The sequence below is a fragment of the Albidovulum marisflavi genome (assembly GCF_025751435.1).
GTDB lineage: Bacteria > Pseudomonadota > Alphaproteobacteria > Rhodobacterales > Rhodobacteraceae > Albidovulum > Albidovulum marisflavi.
On record NZ_JAOWKY010000001.1, the window covers coordinates 145410 to 164186 of the forward strand.

Genomic DNA, 18777 nt, shown 5'->3' on the forward strand with positions numbered 1-18777 from the left:
GGGGCGACGCTTAGTCGATCCGCGTTGCGAAGAAAAGCGCCCTGCCGCAGCTTGATTTCAATCAAACGATTGATTAAAATCCGAGTCGGAGGTCCGCATGGAAAACGACGCCCCACAGGGAACCCAGGCCGCACTGATCGCCGCCGGCCTGCATCTTTTCGGCCAGCACGGTTTTGCCGCCACATCGACCCGAGACCTTGCGGCACGCGCCGGAACCAACGTCGCCTCGATCGCCTATCACTTCGGCGGCAAGGAAGGGCTGCGCCGCGCCTGCCTGCGCGAGGTCGCGCGGCGGATGCAGAGCGTGCTATCCGGCGCCGACAGGGTTCCGGACACGCCCGAGGCTGCGGCGCGCCAGCTGGAGACCATGCTGCGCGCGCTCGTCTTCTTCCTGACGACAGCCCGGGAAGCAGCCGATCTCGTGGGCTTCATGTTGCGCGAGATCGGCGAGGACGGGCCCGCGCTGGACGAGATCTACCAGACCCTGATCGAACCCCGTCATCGCGCCGTCTGCACGCTCTGGGCCAGGGCGACCGGCCAGGACCCGGACAGCGAAGAGGTTCGCATTTCCGTCTTCGCCTTCATCGGCCAGGCGATCTATTTCCGGATCGGACGCCCGATCGTCGAGCGCCGCATGGGCTGGGCCGCCATTGGCCCGGCCGAGGCGCAGAAGATCGTGGACCGACTGACCCAGCACCTGCGGGCCATCCTTGCCGAAAGACACGCGCCATGATCCTGTGCTCCATCCCCCTGATCGCATCCCTGTTCACCGCCTGCACGCCTGCGCCACCCTTTGCGACCGGTTATGTCGAAGGCGACTACGTGCTGGTCGCGCCGGTCGCCACAGCCGAGATCGCGGCGATCCCGGTCCAGCGCGGCGATCGGGTGCAGGCAGGCGCCCTGCTGGCCGAGATGGAGCGCGAGGATGCCGCAATCGCGCTGACCGAGGCCCGCGCGGCACTGGCGCGCGCCGAAAGTGAACTTGCGAACCTGAAGCAAGGCCGCCGGCCAGAGGAAATTCGCGTGCTTGAGGCCGCGCTTGCTTCGGCCCTCGCGGAATCGGCCGAGCGCGATCGCGCGGCCGAGCGGCTGGCGAGCCTTGCCGAGCGCGGAGCCGCGACCGAGGCGCAGCGCGACGACGCCGCGACCGCCGCCGAGGTCGCGCGCGCCCGCGTGGCCCAGGCCGAGGCCGACCTGGCCGTCGCCCGCTTGCCCGCCCGCCCACAGGTGATCGCGGCCGCGGAGGCGACCGTCGAGGGCGCGCGCGCCGCCCTGTCGCGCGCCGAGTGGACGCTTGCGAAACGCAGGCTGACCGCACCGGCGGCGGGTCTTGTCGCCGATGTCATCCGCACTCCGGGCGAGATCGCCGGCCCCGCCGCCCCGATCCTGTCGCTCTTGCCAGACGGGGCTGTGAAGCTGCGCCTTTACGTGCCCGAGACGGACGTATCGCGGATCCATCCCGGCGACCGGCTTGAGATTCGCTGCGACGGGTGCCCCGATACGTCCTCGGCAACGATCACCTATGTCTCGGACGAGGCGGAGTTCACCCCGCCGGTGATCTATTCCCGCGAAAACCGCCAGAAGCTTGTCTATCTGATCGAGGCCGCGCCGGACGTAGGTTCGGGACTGAAGCCCGGCCAGATCGTCGACGTCCGCCTGCCCGGAGTGCGGCAGTGACCGACGAACCTGCAATCGAGGTCCGGGGCCTGGTCAAGCGCTTTGGCGGACGTGCGGTGGTCGACGACGTGTCGCTGACGGTGGCCAAGGGTGAGATTGCGGGTTTCCTGGGGCCGAACGGATCGGGCAAGACCACGACGATCCGGCTGATGTGCGGGCTGCTCACACCCGACGCGGGCGAGGGACGCGTCCTTGGCCACGACATCCTGACCGAAGGCCGTGCCATCAAACGCGAAGTCGGCTACATGACCCAGCGGTTTTCATTCTACGAAGACCTCACGATCGAGGAAAACCTGCGCTTCGTCGCCGGCCTTTACGGGCTTGACGACGCGCGCCGGGCCGTGTCCGGCACGCTGGCAGACCTCGGGCTGACGTCCCGCCGCGGACAGCTTGCCGGATCGCTGTCGGGCGGCTGGAAACAAAGGCTGGCGTTGGCAGCGTGCATCATGCACCGCCCGCAACTGCTGCTTCTAGACGAACCGACCGCCGGCGTCGATCCCAAGGCGCGGCGCGACTTCTGGAACGAGATCCACCAGCTGGCGTCGGGGGGGCTGACCGTCCTGGTCTCGACCCACTACATGGACGAGGCGGAGCGCTGCCACCGCATCAACTACATCTCTTACGGAAAGCTGGTGGCGAAGGGCACGGTGTCCGAGGTGGTGCGCGATGCGGGGCTGACGACCTTCGTCCTGTCGGGCAGGAACGTCACCCGGGCCGCCGAGCGTCTGGAAGGCATGGACGGCGTCGACCAGGTTGCGCCCTTCGGCAACACGCTGCATGTCGTCGGCAAGAATGCGGACTTGCTGCGCGCCGCGGCGGAACGCGTCGCGAAGGAGACCGGCTGCGATCTCAGCCCAAGCGAAACCAGCCTAGAGGATGTCTTCATCCAGCTCATGGGCAAGGCGCGGGACAACATGCAATGAGCCGTTTCTTCTCGTTCACCCGACTGCGCGCGCTTCTGTCGAAGGAGCTGATCCAGATGCGGCGCGACAGGATCACCTTCGCGATGATGCTGGGCGTTCCGCTGATGCAGCTGATGCTTTTCGGCTTCGCGATCAACAATGACCCCAAGGGGCTACCGGCGGCATTGGTCGCGCCCACGCAGGACCGCTACAGCCGCGCGATCGTCACCGCGCTGGAGCTGACGGGCTACTACCGCTTCACCCATCCGCACGCATCCGCAGCGGAGGCCGAGGCGCTGATCGCGCGGGGCGACGTGTCATTTGTCGTGACCCTGCCTTCCGACTTCGGGCGCAGGGTTGACCGGGGCGACCACCCGGCCCTGCTGATCGAAGCGGACGCGACGGATCCATCCGTCGCCTCGGGCGCGGTTTCCACCCTCTCGACCGTCGCGGCAGAGGCGCTATTGCGGGAAAAGGGAATCGAGGCGCAGGCGCGGGAAAGCGCGGCCCAATCGCTCGAGGTCGTGGTGCATCGGCGCTACAACCCCGAAGGCGTCACGCAATACAACATCGTTCCCGGCCTTCTTGGCGTGATCCTGCAGATGACGATGGTGATGATGACCGCCATGGCGCTGACGCGAGAACTTGAGCGGGGGACGATGGAAAACCTGCTGTCGATGCCTGCCACGCCGCTGGAGATCATGCTGGGCAAGGTGCTGCCGTTTCTGGGCGTGGGCGCGGTTCAGGTCGTCGTGGTGCTGGTCGCGGCCCGGGCGATCTTCGGCGTGCCGTTCCTTGGTCCGCTGCCGCTTCTGCTGCTTGGTGTCTTCGTCTTCGTGTCGTCGCTCGTGATCCTCGGATACCTCTTCTCGACCGTCGCGCGCACGCAGATGCAGGCCATGCAACTGACGTTCTTCTACTTCCTGCCGTCGCTGCTTCTTTCGGGGTTCATGTTCCCGTTCCGGGGAATGCCGGGTTGGGCACAGGCCCTGGGCGAGCTGTTTCCGCTGACCCATTTCCTGCGGATCGTTCGCGCCGTGATGCTGAAGGGGGCCGATACGGCCGCGGTGGCGCAGCCGATGGCGGCGCTCACGCTTTTCGCGATCGGGTTCGCGGCCTTCGCGCTGCTTCGGTTCCGCCGCACCCTGGACTGAGATGGGCGGAAGGGCGACGCCTATATCCCGATCTGGACCTGGCCCGAAACCGTCAGATCCGGATCAAACGTCGACGCAGGCGCGCGCGGGGGACCGTCAGCACCGCAGGAGGCAAGGGCCGCAAGAGCCGCAAGGGCGAAAACGATCTTCATTTCAGCGCCTCCTTCCAGCGGGCGACCTGCGCGCGGACCTGGTCCGGCGCGGTGCCGCCGTAGCTTTGCCGGCTGGCGACCGAGTTGTGGACGCCCAACACGGAATAGACCGCCTGGGTGATGCCTTCATGGGCGGACTGCATGTCCTCGAGCGTCAGCTCCGGCAGGTCGCAGCCTTTCTTTTCGGCCAGCGCCACCAGCGCGCCTGTAACGTGGTGCGCCTCGCGGAAGGGCAGGCCCAGCTCGCGCACCAGCCAGTCCGCCAGGTCCGTTGCGGTCGAAAAGCCCGAGGCCGCCGCGCGTTCCAGGTTGGCGCGGTTCGCGCTCATGTCGCGCACCATGCCCTCCATCGCGGCCAGCGCCAGCATCAGGTTGTCGGCGGCGTCGAAGACCTGTTCCTTGTCTTCCTGCATGTCCTTGGAATAGGCCAGCGGCAGCCCCTTCATCACCATCATCAACGCGACATTGGCGCCCATGATCCGCCCGATCTTGGCCCGGATCAGTTCTGCCGCGTCGGGGTTCTTCTTCTGCGGCATGATCGAAGAGCCGGTGGAAAAGCGGTCCGACAGCGCCACGAAGCGGAACTGCGCCGAGGACCAGATCACCAACTCCTCGGCGAAGCGCGACAGGTGCATCGCGCAGATCGAAGCCGCGGCCAGGAATTCCAGCGCGAAGTCGCGGTCGGACACGGCGTCAAGCGAGTTTGCCATCGGCCGGTCGAAGCCTAGCGCCGCCGCCGTCGCGTGACGGTCGATGGGGAAAGACGTGCCGGCCAGCGCGGCCGCGCCCAGAGGGCATTCGTTCATGCGCGCGCGGGCGTCGGTAAAGCGGCCGATGTCGCGGGCGAACATCTCGACATAGGCCATCATGTGGTGGCCCCAGGTGACCGGCTGCGCGGTTTGCAGGTGGGTGAAGCCTGGCATCACCCAATCCGCCCCAGCCTCCGCCTGCGCCAGCAGCGCGCGCACCAGCGCCCCCAGCCCGGCAATGGCCGCATCCGCCTGATCGCGCACCCAAAGCCGGAAGTCGGTGGCCACCTGGTCATTGCGCGACCGTGCGGTATGCACGCGGCCAGCGGGTTCCCCGATCACCTCTTTCAACCGCGCCTCGACATTCATATGGATGTCCTCGAGCGCGGTGGAAAAAGCAAAGCTTCCACCCTCGATCTCTGACAAGACCGTGAGCAGCCCTTCCCCAATCGCCTCGGCATCCTTAGAGGTAATGATACCCTGCGCCGCAAGCATCGCCGCGTGGGCCCGGCTGCCCCGGATATCCTGGGCGTAAAGCCGCTGGTCGAAGCCGATCGAGGCGTTGATCGCCTCCATGATCGCGTCCGGTCCGGCGGCGAAGCGCCCGCCCCACATGGCGTTTGAGGATTTCGTGCTGTCGGTCATCGTCAACGGGCCTTTCGGAGGCAACATGCGCAAGCTTTTCTCCGCCGTCCTCTACACGGCGCTGGCCTTCGGTGCAAATGCCCAGACGGCTGACATGCCGTCGCCGGACCGGGCCGCGCTTGAGGCGCTGCGGTCGGGCGACATGCAGAAGCTCGTGTTCTCGGAAGAGCCCCAACCCGTCCCCAAGGCCATCCTGCTGGATGCCGAGGGTGCGGAGCACGACCTATCCGAATATGCCGGACGCTATGTGCTTTTGAACTTCTGGGCGACATGGTGCGCGCCCTGCCGGGCTGAACTCGGCTCGCTCGACCGGCTGGAGGCGGCACATGGCGGCGATCGCTTCGCGGTCGTGACCGTCGCGACCGGTCCCAACCCCGTTCCCGCGATTCGAAAGCTCTTCGAGGAAGAGGGGATCACGCGCCTGCCGATCCTGCGCGATACCCGTCAGCAGTTCGCCCGCTCGATGGGCGTTCTCGGGTTGCCGATCTCGGTCATCCTCGACCCCGAGGGTCGGGAGATCGGGCGGCTGATCGGGGACGCGGTCTGGGATTCCCCCGAGGCGCAGGCGATCATCGCGGCGCTGATCGGGGGCTAGGGATCAGCGGCACAGGTCCGCATGGCGATGGCAGGTCACGACGTGGTCGTTGACCATGCCCACCGCCTGCATGAAGGCATAGACGATGGTCGGGCCGGCGAAACGGAAGCCCGCTTTCTTCAGATCCTTCGACAACCGCTCTGACAGCGGTGTGGCGGCGGGGACATCGGCCATCGAGCGGAAGTTGTTCTGAAGCGGCGCGCCATCGACGTAACGCCAGAGCCACTGGTCGAAGCCTTCGATTTCGGAGATCTTCAGGTAGGCGCGGGCGTTGCCGATCGTCGCCTCGATCTTGGCGCGCGACCGCACGATTCCGGGGTCGGCCAGCAGGCGTGCGACATCCGCCGCCCCCCAATGCGCGATGACCTCGGGCTCGAACCCCTGAAAAGCGGCGCGAAAGGCGTCGCGCTTCCTCAGGATCGTGATCCAGGCCAGCCCTGCCTGAAAACCGTCAAGGATCAGTTTTTCCCACAACGCGCGCGGGTCCCACTCGGGCACGCCCCATTCGGTGTCGTGGTACTCCACGTAGATCGGGTCGGTGCCGCACCAGGCGCAACGGTCGGTCATTTCGCGCTCCTATTATCCGATGATCCTTTTACCGCTTCTTAGCCGCTTGTGTCGATGCTGGCCCAGAAGCGGAGGGCTGGCATGACAAAAGGCAGGAAGACTCGTTTGGGCATGGACCCCTCGGACGAAAGCCCGCTGAACGCCGCGGTCGCGGCGCGGGACCGGGACGCGGTTCTGATGGTTCAGGCAGCGGTCGACCGGAGGGAGGTGATGCTGGCGTTTCAGCCGATCGTCCCGGCCGCGGCCCCCGCGCGACCCGCCTTCCATGAGGCGCTGATCCGCGTCCTTGACGATACCGGCCGGATCATACCCGCGCGCGACTTCATCGATGCGATCGAAACCACCGAGTTGGGCCGCAGGATAGACTGCCTGGCGCTGGAACTGGGCCTGGCAGAGCTGCGATCCGTGCCTGAACTTCGGCTTTCCGTGAACATGTCGGCGCGCTCCATCGGCTACCCGCAATGGATGCAGACCCTCATGCGGGGCCTGGCGGCCGACCCGACGGTCGGGGAACGACTGATCCTCGAGATCACCGAAGCCTCCGCTATGGTCATGCCCGACACGGTCATGGTGTTCATGCGCGAACTGCAAAACCGCGGGCTGGCCTTCGCGCTTGACGACTTCGGCGCGGGTTTCACCTCATTCCGCTACCTCAAGAACTTCTACTTCGACATCGTGAAGATCGATGGCCAGTTCGTCAGTGGCATCGCCGACAACGCCGACAACCAGTGTCTGGCCAAGGCCCTGCTGTCGATCGCGCATCATTTCGACATGTTCGCGGTCGCGGAATGCGTGGAAAGCGCGCATGACGCGGCCTACCTGGCGCAGATCGGAATGGACTGCCTTCAGGGCTTCCACTTCGGCGCGCCGGTCGTGCATCCCCCATGGCGCAAGGCATCGACCGACCGCCGGCGGGCCTGACGATCCGCGGATGGCCGGGTGTTAGCGCCTTTTGCTTGACGCTGGCGCAGCATTGGTCATGCTGCACTGCGACGCGGAGACCCATCCGGGCCGACCGCATGCGGATCACGCCATGAGAGGGGACCCATCATGACCAACGTCGTCATCGTTTCGGCTGCGCGCACAGCCGTCGGTAGTTTCAACGGCTCTTTCGCCAACACACCTGCCCACGACCTGGGCGCCGCCGTGCTTGACGCGGTCGTGGCGCGCGCCGGAATCGACAAGGCGGAAGTGTCCGAAACCATTCTGGGCCAGGTACTGACCGCAGGGCAGGGCCAGAACCCGGCGCGCCAGGCCCACATCAAGGCCGGTCTGCCGCAGGAAAGCGCGGCCTGGTCGATCAATCAGGTCTGCGGATCGGGCCTGCGTTCCGTCGCACTTGCCGCGCAGCACGTTCAGCTTGGCGATGCGGCGATTGTCGCGGCCGGTGGGCAGGAAAGCATGTCGCTGTCGCCCCATGTCGCGCATCTGCGGGCGGGCCAGAAGATGGGCGACCTGAACTTCGTCGACTCGATGATCAAGGACGGCTTGTGGGATGCCTTCAACGGCTACCACATGGGAACCACGGCGGAAAACGTCGCAACCCGCTGGCAGATCAGCCGCGAGACGCAGGACGAATTCGCGCTGGCCAGCCAGAACAAGGCCGAGGCGGCGCAGAAGGCCGGCAAGTTCAAGGACGAGATCATCCCCTTCATCGTGAAGACCCGCAAGGGCGACATCGCGGTCGACCAGGACGAATACATCCGCCACGGCGCGACGATCGAGGCGATGCAAAAGCTGCGCCCGGCGTTTTCTAAGGACGGGACGGTGACGGCGGGCAACGCCTCGGGTCTGAACGACGGCGCGGCGGCGGTCCTTGTGATGAGCGAGGAAGAGGCCGCCAGGCGCGGTCTGAAGCCGATCGCCCGCATCGCATCCTACGCGACCGCAGGCCTTGACCCAGCCATCATGGGCGTGGGACCGATCCATGCCAGCCGCAGGGCGCTTGAGAAGGCCGGCTGGAAGGCCGCCGACCTGGACCTGGTCGAAGCGAACGAGGCTTTTGCCGCGCAGGCCTGCGCGGTGAACAAGGACATGGGCTGGGATCCGGCCCGGGTCAACGTGAACGGCGGCGCCATCGCGATCGGGCACCCGATCGGCGCCTCTGGCGCACGCATCCTGAACACGCTGCTCTTCGAAATGCAGCGGTCGGGGGCGGCCAAGGGTCTTGCCACGCTGTGCATCGGCGGCGGCATGGGCGTCGCGATGTGCCTTGAGCGGGCCTGATCGCCACGCCGCAGCGAAATCTTTCTGCAAAAGCGAAAAAACGGGCGCAATAATGTTGCGCCCGTTTGTTCATTTGGCTAACAGGATTTCAACGTAACGCATTTTGCAGGAGGAATCATGGCTAGAGTTGCACTGGTTACCGGTGGGTCCCGCGGGATCGGGGCCGCCATTTCGGTGGCGCTGAAAGCCGCGGGCTACTCGGTTGCCGCCAACTACGCGGGCAATGACGAGGCCGCAGCCGCCTTCACCAAGGAAACCGGCATCCCGACCTACAAGTGGTCGGTCGCCGACTACGAGGCCTGCAAGGAGGGCATCGCCAAGGTCGAGGCCGACCTCGGCCCCGTGGACGTGCTGGTCAACAACGCCGGCATCACCCGCGACGCGATGTTCCACAAGATGACACCCGCGCAGTGGAAGGAAGTCATCGACACCAACCTGTCGGGCGTCTTCAACATGACCCACCCGGTATGGTCCGGGATGCGCGACCGCAAGTTCGGGCGCGTCATCAACATTTCCTCGGTCAATGGCCAAAAGGGGCAGGCGGGGCAGGCGAACTACTCCGCGGCCAAGGCGGGCGACATCGGCATCACCCGCGCGCTGGCGCAGGAAGGCGCGCGCGCCGGGATCACCGTGAACGCGATCTGCCCGGGCTACATCGGCACCGACATGGTCAAGGCCATCGACGAAAAGGTGCTGGCCGAGCGCATCATCCCGCAGATCCCTGTCGGCCGCCTGGGCGAACCGGAAGAGATCGCGCGCTGCGTGGTCTTCCTGGCCTCGGACAACGCGGGCTTCATCACCGGCTCGACGATTTCCGCAAACGGCGGTCAGTTCTTCTCCTGATCGCGGCAAGCCGATATAAGGGGCCGGTCTCAGGGGGCCGGCCCCTTTTTCGTGGGAGAAGTCGATGACGCGCGGACAGGCGACTGCGACCGGGTTCGTCGCGGTTCTTCTTTGGGCGCTGCTTGCCGTGCTGACGGTCGGCACCGTGCCGACGCCGCCGCTTCTGCTGACCGCGATCACTTTTGCGATCGGTGGGGCCATGGGCTTTGCCTGGATCGCGGTGACGGGCAGCTGGGCCGACCTGCGGCGTGTTCCGGCGCGCGTCTACCTGTTCGGGACCGCCGGACTTTTCGGCTACCATTTCCTTTACTTTTCGGCGCTGCGGCTGGCGCCCCCGGCCGAGGCGAGCCTGATCGCCTATCTCTGGCCTCTGTTCATCGTGCTGCTGTCCGGGCTTCTTCCGGGTGAACGACTGACCGGCGGCCATGTCGGAGGCGCGATCATGGCCTTTGGCGGCGCCGCGCTGATCCTAGCGCGCGGGGCCGGCGGCGACCTGCCCGCTGGCGCGATGGCGGGTCTTGGCCTGGCATTCCTTTGCGCGCTGACCTGGTCAACCTATTCGGTCGGATCGCGACTGGTCGGACACGCGCCCACGGCTTCCGTGGCGGTGTTCTGCGCTGCGACCGCGGTGCTTTCATCCTTTGCACACGTTTTGACAGAGGACACCGTCTGGCCCGTGGGCCTGTGGGGCTGGGTCAGTTGCGCGGCGCTTGGCATCGGGCCGGTCGGTTTGGCGTTCTACGTCTGGGACGTGGGCGTCAAGCGCGGAAACATCCAGCTGCTGGGTGTCGCATCTTATGCGGCGCCACTTCTTTCAACGCTGGTTCTGATTGCGGCCAACAAAGCCGAAGCGACCCCGCGGATCGCGATCTCTGCCGTGCTGATTACGTTGGGCGCCGCCCTGGCTGCCAGGGCTGGCGCCCGGAAAAGCCCCGTTCAGACCTGACTGAGACGGGCGATCTCTTCCTTGAGTCGCAATTTCTGCTTCTTCATCTCCGCAATTTCCAGATCGTCATAAGCGGGATGGCGTAGCGCCTCTTCTACCGCTTCAGACAGATGCTGGTGCTTCTTGCGAAGTTCCTGCAGGTGCGAACCCATCGACATCGGCGTCTCCTCTCCTGTGAACTCTGTCATGATTCCATCACATATGGTGAGTCGTGTCACGCGGAACCAGAGCCGGAGCCACGATGAGACAGGATGACGCGCCAAAGTTTGCTGATCGCTTAAGAGGCTTAGAACTCCAGCCTCGATCCGTGGCGCAGGATCGACTGTGCCGCGGGGGTAAAGCTGTCGCCGTCACGCGCGTGATGCCCACCCTCGTGCAGGATGAACGGCGCCAGAATCCGCAAAGGCGCGCGGCCGCCCTTGCGGGCTCTCAGGATAACGCGACTCGCATCGCGCCCGGCTCGCGGCGCTATGGGAAGGATCGCGAAGCTGCCCGCGCCCTTCACCGCCAGCATGTCGGCCAGCCGGTCGGCGGACTGGATCATGGTCAGCCAGCCGCCGGGGCGCAGACGCCGGAGGGCAACCTCCAGCCATAGCGCAAGCGGCGTTTCTTCGCGCATCGCGCGTTCGCGGCCACCGTCACGCGCGGGCGTGCCGCCGCTTGCGGGGTAGTAGGGCGGATTTGCGATGACATGATCGAAGGCGCTGCCGCGAAGGTCTGCAGGCAGACGGGCCAGATCGCCTTCGATCACCTTGAACGCGACGCGGTTTTCCGCCGCATTCCGCCGGGCAAGGTCCGCGTAGCCCGGCTGAAGCTCCAGCCCCGTGACGGACACACCGGGCAACCGCGCGGCCAGACACAGGGACGCGGTGCCCGCCCCGCAGCCAAGCTCAAGCACGTTTGCACCTTCAGTCGCCGGGCAAGCCGCCGCCAGAAGAACCGGGTCCATCGCCGCGCGGTAGCCAGATTTCGGTTGCCAGATGCGCAGCCGGCCACCCAGGAAGCCGTCGCACGTCAGGTCAGGGTCGGCGAACATCAGCCTTCCGGTCCGATTCCATGGTCGCGCAGGATCGCATTCGCCATGAAGTGATCCTTCTCGCGCACCATAAGACGTTTCGGCAGCATGCCGATGGAACCTTCCAGCACGCTCATGTGGACGTCCAGTTGAAACACCGCTATATCCTCCGCCTCAAGCAGGGCGGTTGCGAGCGCGATCACAGTCGGGTCGTTGGTGCGCACAAGCTCTTTCATGATCCGAGACTTAAGGACAAGCCCAGGGGTTTGTCGAGTGCAGACAGGACCGGGATGAGTTTGGACGAAACCGTGATGAAACCGCATGACCGGCTCAGCGCGCATCTGGCGGGCGATATGGAGCGTGTCAACGTCCTTATCCGGGAACGGATGGCGTCAGAGCACGCGCCGCGCATCCCCGAGGTGACCGCTCATCTGGTCGAGGCCGGGGGCAAGCGCCTGCGGCCGCTCCTGACACTGGCGGCTGCGCGCATGTGCGGCTACGACGGCCCCTATCACGTGCATCTGGCGGCGACGGTCGAGTTCATTCATACCGCCACGCTTCTGCATGATGACGTGGTGGACGAAAGCAAGCAGCGGCGCGGCCGTCCGACGGCGAATCTCCTGTGGGACAACAAGTCATCGGTCCTGGTCGGCGACTACCTGTTTTCCCGGTCCTTCCAGCTGATGGTCGAAACCGGGTCTTTGCGCGTGCTCGACATCCTTGCCAACGCCTCTGCGACGATCGCCGAGGGCGAGGTGCTGCAGCTGACGGCGGCGCAGGACCTGCGGACGGACGAGGACATCTATCTCAAGGTCGTTCGCGGCAAGACTGCGGCGTTGTTCTCGGCCGCGACCGAGGTCGGCGGTGTGATCGCCGGCGCGCCCGAGGATCAGGTCCGCGCGTTGTTCACCTATGGCGACGCCCTGGGCATCGCGTTCCAAATCGTGGACGATCTTCTGGACTATGGCGGCGCGACCGAAACCATCGGCAAGAACGTGGGCGACGACTTCCGCGAACGGAAGCTGACCCTGCCCGTGATCAAGGCGGTCGCCAAGGCATCGGACGAAGAACGCGCGTTCTGGCGCCGCGTGATCGAAAAAGGCGACCAGCGCGAGGGCGACCTGGAACACGCGATGGAATTGCTGGCGCGGCACGGGGCCATGGAGGGCGCGCGCGCCGATGCCCTGCGCTGGTCGGCGCATGCGAAGGACGCGCTTTCGGCGCTGCCAGACCATCCGCTGCGCACGATGCTTTCGGACCTGGCCGATTTCGTGGTCGCGCGCGTCAGCTGAGGGCAGGCGCCGCAACCACCCACCAACCGGGCCGCGCCGCGCTGAGCTGTGCAGCGGCAGCGTCGGCAGAAGCCCGGTCGGGGAAGATGCCGAAACACGTGGCGCCAGAGCCTGACATCCGCGCCAGTAGACAGCCGGGCCGTGCGGCAAGCGCATCGATGACATCGCCGATCGCGGGAACCAGTTCGCGGGCCGCCTTCTCCAGATCGTTCCGGCAAACAGACAGGTAGCCGGACAGATCGCCGACCGAAGCCAACCCGGACAGCGCCGGAAGCGGAGCATTGTCGCGCTGATCGAGCGCGCGGAACACCTCGGGTGTGGAAACCGAGACGCCGGGATTGGCAAGGACCATGTGAAAGGGCGGCAGGTCCGGAACCGGGTCCAGGATCTCGCCCGTGCCGCGCATCCGCGCCGGCCTTCCGATCAAGCAGACCGGCACGTCCGCCCCCAGAACGGCGGTGGTCGTCGCATCGGGAACCGAGCGGCCGGTCATCCGGCAGATCGCGCGCAAGGTGGCGGCGGCATCGGCCGACCCGCCTCCGATCCCCGAGGCGACGGGCAGGCGCTTGGTCAGGGTGATGGCGGACTCCGCCGCCCCGACGAAGCGGGCCGCGCGCATCACGAGGTTGTCGTCGGAGGGATCAAGCCCGGCCCCCATCGGCCCGTCGATCGCAAGCGTAAGGCCACGGCCCTGCGCGACACGCACGGTGTCACCGACCCCGGCAAAGATGACCAGGCTGTCCAGAAGGTGATAGCCGTCCGGGCGCCGACCCGTCACATGCAGCGCGAGGTTGACCTTCGCCGGCGCGAATTCCTCAGTCGTCATTCTTGCTGACGGCCAACGGCTCTGCGCCTTCCTCGGCCAAGACCACGTCCAGCCCGACCTCGAGCTTGCGGCGGATGCGGGCGGCTTCTTCCTCGGTTTCGGGTTCGAATGAAAGCGCGCGCTTCCACTGGAATTCCGCCTCGCGCTTGCGGCCGACGGCCCAGTAGACGTCGCCCAGATGATCGTTGACGATGCTGTCGACCGGCATGAGGCCGACCGCCTTTTCCATGTGCGCGACTGCGTCCTCGTAGCGGCCAAGCCGGTAGAGCGCCCAACCAAGGCTGTCCACGATGTAACCGTCGTCTGGCTTCGCCGCCACGGCCTTTTCGATCATCGCCAGCGCCTCGTCCAGGTTCGTCTTCATCTCGAGGAAGGAATAGCCCATGTAGTTCAGCACCTGCGGCTGATCCGGGCTAAGCTCCAGCGCCTTGCGGAAATCGGGCTCTGCCGCCTCCCAGTCCTTCTCGCGCTCAAGGCAGATGCCACGGGTATAATACACGACCCACTGGCCAGGCTGCTCTGCCGGAAGCACGGCGATCGCCTTGTCGTAGGCCGACGCGGCCTCTGCGTAACGTTCCTGGCGACGCAGGATATCCCCCAGCGTGGACCAGACGACGGGAACCTCTGGCATGGACTTCGCCAACTGCTCCAGCGCCTCGATCGCTGCATCGACGCGGTCAGAGGCGACGAGGGCGTCCACACGCCCCAATTCGGCGGTCAGGTAGGAGGGATCGTCGTGCCCGATCCGGTTGTAGGCGGCAGTGGCAAGCTCGTATTGCTTTTGGCGTTCAAGGATGCCCGCGCTCATCAGGATCGCGTCGACGTAGTCCGGCTTCATGAATTCCGCGAGACGCGTGAACGTCAGGGCGTCCAGCGCGCCGGTCTCGGCGTTCAGAACGCCAGCGACCGTTGCAAAGACCTCGGCTATTCCGTCGGCGGGCGTGGCGATCAGGTCGAATGGCACGCTTTCACCGGCAACCAGACGGTCGCGAAGGGCCTCAAGCTCGGGGTCGGACGCATTGCCTGCGACCAGCGTGATCAACTCGACAGCCGCCGGGTTACGTTCGAGCTGGCTGAGAACCTGGGCGTGGGCGATGATGCCCCGACGCGTGGCCCTGAGCGGCCCCCCCGCATCGCCCGAAAAGATTTCGTCCGCGCCCTCGAAGTCACCGACCGAGGCCAGCGCAAGCGCCTTGTGGTATAGGCCGAAGCTTTTCAGACCGGACTGATCCGCAACCTTGTCGAAAACCGTCAGGGCGTCGGACATCTGGCCCTGCCCCACCAGCGCCCAGGCCCGGAACAGATCGTCGACAAGCGGACCCGCACTGTGTCCCGCGTCCAGGTCTGCGATTGCCCCGGCGTAGTCCCCGCGCTGCGCGAGGTCGGCCAGCGTCACCAATGTCACGATCTGGCTGTCCGCGCCCCCGTCCCGCTGCTTCTGGGCGATCGCCACTGCCTTTGCCGGCTGGCCGCGCGCGATCTGGGCGAGCATCGCGGTTTCGGCCACCGCCTGGTTTTCAGGATCCTGTTGCAGGGCCAATGCAAGATAGATCGCCGCCTGGTCGTAGTCGGCCATCGAGAATGCCTGCCGGCCGGCCAGATACGGCCCGGCCAGCCCTTCGGCCGCTTCGGCCACCGTCCCGTGGACAAGCAGACCAAGGGCAAGAGCGAGTGAAAGGCGGGCGGCGGTCAACTTCGGGCTCCCTCTCGAAAGGTTCGCGGCCAGCCTAGTGCGCCCTGCCCCCCAACGCAATGCGGGGCCGCTTGCCGAGCGGCCCCGCAGCCAAGAACAGGCCGATTTTGGCGATCACATGTTCGGGTAGTTCGGCCCGTCGCCACCCTGGGGTGTCGTCCAGTTGATATTCTGGCTCGGATCCTTGATGTCGCAGGTCTTGCAGTGGACGCAGTTCTGGAAGTTGATCTGGAACCGCGGACCCTCCTCGCCCTCGATCACTTCGTAGACGCCGGCCGGACAATAACGCTGCGCGGGCTCATCGAATTTCGGCAGGTTGACCGAAACCGGCACCGACGGGTCCTTCAGCTTCAGGTGGCAGGGCTGGCTTTCCTCGTGATTCGTGGCCGAGAAGGCGACGTTGGTCAGCCGGTCGAAAGACAGCACGCCATCGGGCTTGGGGTAGTCGATCTTGGGAAACTTCGACGCCTCTCCGGTCGCGGCGGCGTCGGACTTGCCATGGCGCAGGGTGCCAAACAGCGACAGGCCGAACAGGTGGTTGGTCCACATGTCGAACCCGCCGAAGGCGAGCGATGCAAGCATGCCCCAGCGCGACCACATCGGCTTGACGTTGCGCACGCGCTTGAGATCCTTGGCAATCGGGCCCGAGCGCAGGGCGGTCTCGTACGCGGACAGTTCGTCGCTGGCGCGACCTTCCTGGATCGCCGCGTATGCGGCTTCGGCGGCGTGGATGCCCGACCACATCGCGTTGTGGTTGCCCTTGATGCGCGGCACGTTCACGAGGCCCGCCGAACAACCCAAGAGCGCGACGCCCGGCGCCACGACCTTGGGGATCGACTGCCATCCGCCTTCGGAAATCGCGCGCGCCCCATAGGCCACGCGCTTTCCGCCCTTCAGAAGCTCGGCGACCATCGGGTGATGCTTGAAGCGCTGGAACTCCATGTAGGGGTAAAGGTGCGGGTTCTGGTAGTTCAGGTGGACGACGAAGCCGACGTAGACCTGTTTGTTTTCCAGGTGATAGATGAAGGACCCGCCGCCCGCGTTCGAGCCCAGGGGCCAGCCCATGGTGTGGGTCACGGTGCCCTCGCGGTGCTTGGCGGGGTCGATTTCCCAGATTTCCTTCATGCCAAGGCCGAACTTCTGCGGGCAATGTCCCTTGGACAGCTCGTACTTCGCCATCACTTCCTTCGACAGCGATCCGCGCACGCCTTCCGACAGGAAGACATACTTGCCGTGCAGTTCCATCCCCGGCTCGTACTGCGGGCCGGGCGTGCCGTCCGCCTGCAGGCCCATCTCGCCCGCGACGACACCCTTTACCTCGCCGTTGTCGCCGTAGACGACCTGCGAACAGGCCATCCCCGGAAAGATCTCGACGCCAAGCGCTTCGGCCTGTTCGGCCATCCAGCGGCAGACGTTGCCCATCGACACGATGTACTTGCCGTGGTTGTTCATGAAGGGCGGCATCGGCCAGTTCGGGATGCGCATGTGCCCGGCCTCGCCCAGCACATAGAAGTTGTCCTTCGTCACCTCGGTCTTGATCGGTGCGCCCTTCGCCTTCCAGTCCGGAATCAGCGCGTCAAGGCCGGCGGTGTCCAGCACCGCGCCCGACAGGATATGCGCGCCAACCTCGGAGCCCTTTTCCAGCACGACCACGTTCAGGTCGGCATCAAGCTGCTTCAGGCGGATCGCAGCCGAAAGGCCTGCAGGCCCGGCGCCCACGATCACAACGTCATATTCCATCGCTTCGCGCGTCACGTCGGTCATTCCCTTATCCCTTCGGCTGGCACACGGGCCCAAAGTCCCGCAGTTCCTAGCTTACCGGATGGGCCGAAGCAATCACGACACGACATGATAGGGCCCAATCGCGGCAGCACGAGACAGTTTGTGTTCAGCTTTTATGAACGCTTCGTGACAGCGGCCATATCTGCCGCCGCTTCCCAGGGGAAACAAGCGCCCACGCACCCACCATAGCCGCGATAGATACGTACCCATCTACAGCATAGTGATATCCTGTATAGACTGAGAGAATCTGGATCAGCGCCACGAACGCGATCGCCGGCGGTGCAGCGATCGGGACACGCTCGATGACATAAAGCGCCACAAGTGTCGTGGAGCCGACGTGCACACTTGGAAAGGCTGAAATGCCCGAACCCACGACCAAGCCGCCTTCGATGTAGTTTTTCCAAAGATTTTCCTGAAGGGCGCCGACTGTTGTCTGCGCGACACCAGATACCGCAAGAGCGCGGTGAAGGTCTGCAAATCGATCGTCCCCAAGCAATGCATAGTAGAAAACTGGACCGACCGAAGCACCGAGCGCTGCCAACACGTTGCCAAGACCCAGCCAACAGAAAAGATACAAGATGACGTATCTGCGAAACCTCAAATCGTCGGCTTCAATCAAGACGAGGATGAATACGAAAGCTAATGCGGGAAATGCCCAGATCGTCGTGTAGAGCGTGGCGATAAGACTTGCGGGCATCCAGTCGAGGATCCGGTGCGCGAGCACCCAAGGATCTTGACCTCCATGAAGCCAGCGATCGAAGTCTGCCAGCCAAGGGTCAGCGTAGAAAGGCACTACCAGCGGAATACTCGATTTGACGATGTAGAAAGCCGTCTGAAAAAGCACGCAGGAAACAAGCGCGATAAACAGAAGTGGTAGCCTAGCAGGCGCACGACTGAGCCCGAAAGTCAGCACTGCCGCCAATGGCAGTGCGACACCCCATTGAAAGCTGCCTGCCAGCCATTTTAGAAACAGCATGATCAAAGCAAGGCTTCGGACTACGAAGTCCCGGTCGATCGACTGCAAATGGGCGACTATGAGGAGCGCGACGATTGCGTAGACCAGCGTAGCTCGAAAAAAGATCGCCATACTATCGCAGTACCCCGGCCATTGATCGGACTGATCGTAAGCTTGCCCGTCGCGTCTTGACCTCACAACGCATACCAGCTTTACAGCCGTCTGTCGGTTGGAAATGATCGGACAGAGGCAGGCCGGGAAACAGACGCGAATGGAAAAGATACCGATGACCCGCGCGGGCCATACCGCGCTTGACCAGGAATTGAGGGCGCTCAAGACGGTGGAGCGACCCGCCGTCATCAAGGCGATCGCCGAGGCGCGCGAACATGGCGACCTTTCGGAAAACGCCGAATATCACGCCGCGCGTGAGCGCCAGAGCTTTGTCGAAGGCCGCATCAAGGAACTGGAAGCGATCCTTTCGCTTGCCGAGGTCATCGACCCGACCCGGCTTTCCGGCAGCGTCAAGTTCGGCGCCACCGTGACGCTGGTCGACGAGGACACCGACGAGGAACGCACCTACCAGATCGTGGGCGAGGCCGAGGCCGACATCGAACGCGGGCTGCTCAACATCAAGTCGCCGCTGGCGCGTGCCCTGATCGGCAAGGACGAGGGCGACAGCGTCGAGGTTCGCACGCCCGGCGGCGAGAAAAGCTACGAAGTCGTCGCGGTCAGGTTCATCTGAAGAAAAGGCAGGGCAG

Annotated in this window: 21 protein-coding genes; 11 read left to right on the top strand and 10 right to left on the bottom strand. The window is 65.1% G+C overall.

Translation table 11 applies throughout. The features are described 5' to 3' along the window. Positions 1-97: 97 nt before the first annotated feature. From OEW28_RS00730 to OEW28_RS00745, 4 genes are read left to right on the top strand one after another with little or no spacing between them, the layout of a single operon-like run. Positions 98-733 carry a CerR family C-terminal domain-containing protein gene (locus OEW28_RS00730; RefSeq protein WP_263732818.1) on the top strand — a complete coding sequence of 212 codons (636 nt, stop codon included), beginning with the start codon at positions 98-100 and terminating at the stop codon, positions 731-733. Beyond that, positions 730-1677, top strand: coding sequence for an HlyD family secretion protein (locus tag OEW28_RS00735; RefSeq protein ID WP_263732819.1), 948 nt, complete (start codon positions 730-732; stop codon positions 1675-1677). Before OEW28_RS00730 ends, OEW28_RS00735 begins: the two co-directional genes overlap by 4 nt. Then, entirely contained in the window at positions 1674-2600 is a 927-nt protein-coding gene (locus OEW28_RS00740) for an ABC transporter ATP-binding protein (RefSeq protein WP_263732820.1), read from the top strand. Before OEW28_RS00735 ends, OEW28_RS00740 begins: the two co-directional genes overlap by 4 nt. Next, on the top strand, positions 2597-3733 hold the full coding sequence (locus tag OEW28_RS00745; RefSeq protein WP_263732821.1) for an ABC transporter permease: 1137 nt from the start codon (positions 2597-2599) through the stop codon (positions 3731-3733). Before OEW28_RS00740 ends, OEW28_RS00745 begins: the two co-directional genes overlap by 4 nt. 20 nt (positions 3734-3753) lie before the next feature. Here OEW28_RS00745 and OEW28_RS00750 read toward each other — a convergent pair whose 3' ends face one another. Continuing rightward, positions 3754-3885, bottom strand: coding sequence for a hypothetical protein (locus OEW28_RS00750; protein WP_263732822.1), 132 nt, complete (start codon positions 3883-3885; stop codon positions 3754-3756). Continuing rightward, positions 3882-5279 (bottom strand): argininosuccinate lyase, encoded by a 1398-nt coding sequence (gene argH, locus OEW28_RS00755; protein ID WP_263732823.1) that lies wholly within the window; start codon positions 5277-5279, stop codon positions 3882-3884. Before argH ends, OEW28_RS00750 begins: the two co-directional genes overlap by 4 nt. Before the next feature lie 25 nt (positions 5280-5304). Between argH and OEW28_RS00760 the strand changes: the two genes are divergently transcribed. Next, positions 5305-5874 (top strand): TlpA disulfide reductase family protein, encoded by a 570-nt coding sequence (locus OEW28_RS00760; RefSeq protein ID WP_263734334.1) that lies wholly within the window; start codon positions 5305-5307, stop codon positions 5872-5874. A gap of 3 nt (positions 5875-5877) precedes the next feature. Here the strand turns inward: OEW28_RS00760 and OEW28_RS00765 are convergent, their stop codons facing one another. Continuing rightward, positions 5878-6441 (bottom strand): DNA-3-methyladenine glycosylase I, encoded by a 564-nt coding sequence (locus tag OEW28_RS00765; RefSeq protein ID WP_263732824.1) that lies wholly within the window; start codon positions 6439-6441, stop codon positions 5878-5880. Between the two features lie 81 nt (positions 6442-6522). On the opposite strand from OEW28_RS00765, the gene OEW28_RS00770 reads away from it, so the two are divergent. From OEW28_RS00770 to yddG, 4 genes are all read left to right on the top strand, one after another. Beyond that, the gene (locus tag OEW28_RS00770) at positions 6523-7362 is read left to right on the top strand and encodes an EAL domain-containing protein (protein ID WP_263732825.1); all 840 of its coding nucleotides are present in this window, start codon (positions 6523-6525) and stop codon (positions 7360-7362) included. Positions 7363-7491: 129 nt separating this feature from the next. Next, the gene (locus OEW28_RS00775; protein ID WP_263732826.1) at positions 7492-8667 is read left to right on the top strand and encodes an acetyl-CoA C-acetyltransferase; all 1176 of its coding nucleotides are present in this window, start codon (positions 7492-7494) and stop codon (positions 8665-8667) included. A gap of 117 nt (positions 8668-8784) precedes the next feature. Continuing rightward, positions 8785-9510, top strand: a complete 726-nt coding sequence (gene phbB, locus OEW28_RS00780; RefSeq protein WP_263732827.1) for a beta-ketoacyl-ACP reductase — start codon at positions 8785-8787, stop codon at positions 9508-9510. Between the two features lie 64 nt (positions 9511-9574). Next, a complete protein-coding gene (gene yddG / locus OEW28_RS00785; RefSeq protein ID WP_263732828.1) occupies positions 9575-10456 on the top strand; it encodes an aromatic amino acid exporter YddG in 882 nt (293 codons plus the stop codon). Here yddG and OEW28_RS00790 read toward each other — a convergent pair. The 3 genes from OEW28_RS00790 to OEW28_RS00800 form a co-directional block, all read right to left on the bottom strand. After that, complete coding sequence (locus OEW28_RS00790) at positions 10447-10614, bottom strand: YdcH family protein (protein ID WP_263734335.1); 168 nt, start codon at positions 10612-10614, stop codon at positions 10447-10449. The two genes, yddG and OEW28_RS00790, sit on opposite strands and share 10 nt — an antisense overlap. A 128-nt stretch (positions 10615-10742) precedes the next feature. After that, complete coding sequence (locus OEW28_RS00795; protein ID WP_263732829.1) at positions 10743-11492, bottom strand: tRNA1(Val) (adenine(37)-N6)-methyltransferase; 750 nt, start codon at positions 11490-11492, stop codon at positions 10743-10745. After that, the gene (locus tag OEW28_RS00800) at positions 11492-11707 is read right to left on the bottom strand and encodes a putative signal transducing protein (protein ID WP_263732830.1); all 216 of its coding nucleotides are present in this window, start codon (positions 11705-11707) and stop codon (positions 11492-11494) included. The genes OEW28_RS00795 and OEW28_RS00800 overlap by 1 nt, the downstream gene beginning before the upstream one ends. Positions 11708-11761: 54 nt before the next feature. On the opposite strand from OEW28_RS00800, the gene OEW28_RS00805 reads away from it, so the two are divergent. Then, positions 11762-12763, top strand: a complete 1002-nt coding sequence (locus tag OEW28_RS00805; protein WP_263732831.1) for a polyprenyl synthetase family protein — start codon at positions 11762-11764, stop codon at positions 12761-12763. Here OEW28_RS00805 and OEW28_RS00810 read toward each other — a convergent pair. The 4 genes from OEW28_RS00810 to OEW28_RS00825 form a co-directional block, all read right to left on the bottom strand. Then, positions 12756-13589: a 4-(cytidine 5'-diphospho)-2-C-methyl-D-erythritol kinase gene (locus OEW28_RS00810; RefSeq protein WP_263732832.1), complete on the bottom strand. Its 834-nt coding sequence runs from the start codon at positions 13587-13589 to the stop codon at positions 12756-12758. The two genes, OEW28_RS00805 and OEW28_RS00810, sit on opposite strands and share 8 nt — an antisense overlap. Next, entirely contained in the window at positions 13579-15282 is a 1704-nt protein-coding gene (locus OEW28_RS00815) for a tetratricopeptide repeat protein (protein WP_263732833.1), read from the bottom strand. Before OEW28_RS00815 ends, OEW28_RS00810 begins: the two co-directional genes overlap by 11 nt. Positions 15283-15396: 114 nt before the next feature. Then, positions 15397-17046, bottom strand: coding sequence for an electron transfer flavoprotein-ubiquinone oxidoreductase (locus tag OEW28_RS00820; protein ID WP_263732834.1), 1650 nt, complete (start codon positions 17044-17046; stop codon positions 15397-15399). Between the two features lie 124 nt (positions 17047-17170). Beyond that, positions 17171-18151 (bottom strand): phosphatase PAP2 family protein, encoded by a 981-nt coding sequence (locus tag OEW28_RS00825; RefSeq protein WP_263732835.1) that lies wholly within the window; start codon positions 18149-18151, stop codon positions 17171-17173. Between the two features lie 139 nt (positions 18152-18290). Here OEW28_RS00825 and greA point away from each other — a divergent pair, with 139 nt between their 5' ends. Then, positions 18291-18761, top strand: a complete 471-nt coding sequence (greA, locus tag OEW28_RS00830) for a transcription elongation factor GreA (protein WP_263732836.1) — start codon at positions 18291-18293, stop codon at positions 18759-18761. The last annotated feature ends 16 nt before the right edge of the window (positions 18762-18777 follow it).

Coding starts and splice junctions, on each gene's coding strand:
- OEW28_RS00730 (WP_263732818.1), top strand. CDS start 98: ATGGAAAACGACGCCCCACAGGGAACCCAGGCCGCACTGATCGCCGCC.
- OEW28_RS00735 (WP_263732819.1), top strand. CDS start 730: ATGATCCTGTGCTCCATCCCCCTGATCGCATCCCTGTTCACCGCCTGC.
- OEW28_RS00745 (WP_263732821.1), top strand. CDS start 2,597: ATGAGCCGTTTCTTCTCGTTCACCCGACTGCGCGCGCTTCTGTCGAAG.
- OEW28_RS00750 (WP_263732822.1), bottom strand. CDS start 3,885: ATGAAGATCGTTTTCGCCCTTGCGGCTCTTGCGGCCCTTGCCTCCTGC.
- argH (WP_263732823.1), bottom strand. CDS start 5,279: ATGACCGACAGCACGAAATCCTCAAACGCCATGTGGGGCGGGCGCTTC.
- OEW28_RS00760 (WP_263734334.1), top strand. CDS start 5,305: ATGCGCAAGCTTTTCTCCGCCGTCCTCTACACGGCGCTGGCCTTCGGT.
- OEW28_RS00765 (WP_263732824.1), bottom strand. CDS start 6,441: ATGACCGACCGTTGCGCCTGGTGCGGCACCGACCCGATCTACGTGGAG.
- OEW28_RS00770 (WP_263732825.1), top strand. CDS start 6,523: ATGACAAAAGGCAGGAAGACTCGTTTGGGCATGGACCCCTCGGACGAA.
- OEW28_RS00775 (WP_263732826.1), top strand. CDS start 7,492: ATGACCAACGTCGTCATCGTTTCGGCTGCGCGCACAGCCGTCGGTAGT.
- phbB (WP_263732827.1), top strand. CDS start 8,785: ATGGCTAGAGTTGCACTGGTTACCGGTGGGTCCCGCGGGATCGGGGCC.
- yddG (WP_263732828.1), top strand. CDS start 9,575: ATGACGCGCGGACAGGCGACTGCGACCGGGTTCGTCGCGGTTCTTCTT.
- OEW28_RS00790 (WP_263734335.1), bottom strand. CDS start 10,614: ATGTCGATGGGTTCGCACCTGCAGGAACTTCGCAAGAAGCACCAGCAT.
- OEW28_RS00795 (WP_263732829.1), bottom strand. CDS start 11,492: ATGTTCGCCGACCCTGACCTGACGTGCGACGGCTTCCTGGGTGGCCGG.
- OEW28_RS00800 (WP_263732830.1), bottom strand. CDS start 11,707: ATGAAAGAGCTTGTGCGCACCAACGACCCGACTGTGATCGCGCTCGCA.
- OEW28_RS00805 (WP_263732831.1), top strand. CDS start 11,762: ATGAGTTTGGACGAAACCGTGATGAAACCGCATGACCGGCTCAGCGCG.
- OEW28_RS00810 (WP_263732832.1), bottom strand. CDS start 13,589: ATGACGACTGAGGAATTCGCGCCGGCGAAGGTCAACCTCGCGCTGCAT.
- OEW28_RS00820 (WP_263732834.1), bottom strand. CDS start 17,046: ATGACCGACGTGACGCGCGAAGCGATGGAATATGACGTTGTGATCGTG.
- OEW28_RS00825 (WP_263732835.1), bottom strand. CDS start 18,151: ATGGCGATCTTTTTTCGAGCTACGCTGGTCTACGCAATCGTCGCGCTC.
- greA (WP_263732836.1), top strand. CDS start 18,291: ATGGAAAAGATACCGATGACCCGCGCGGGCCATACCGCGCTTGACCAG.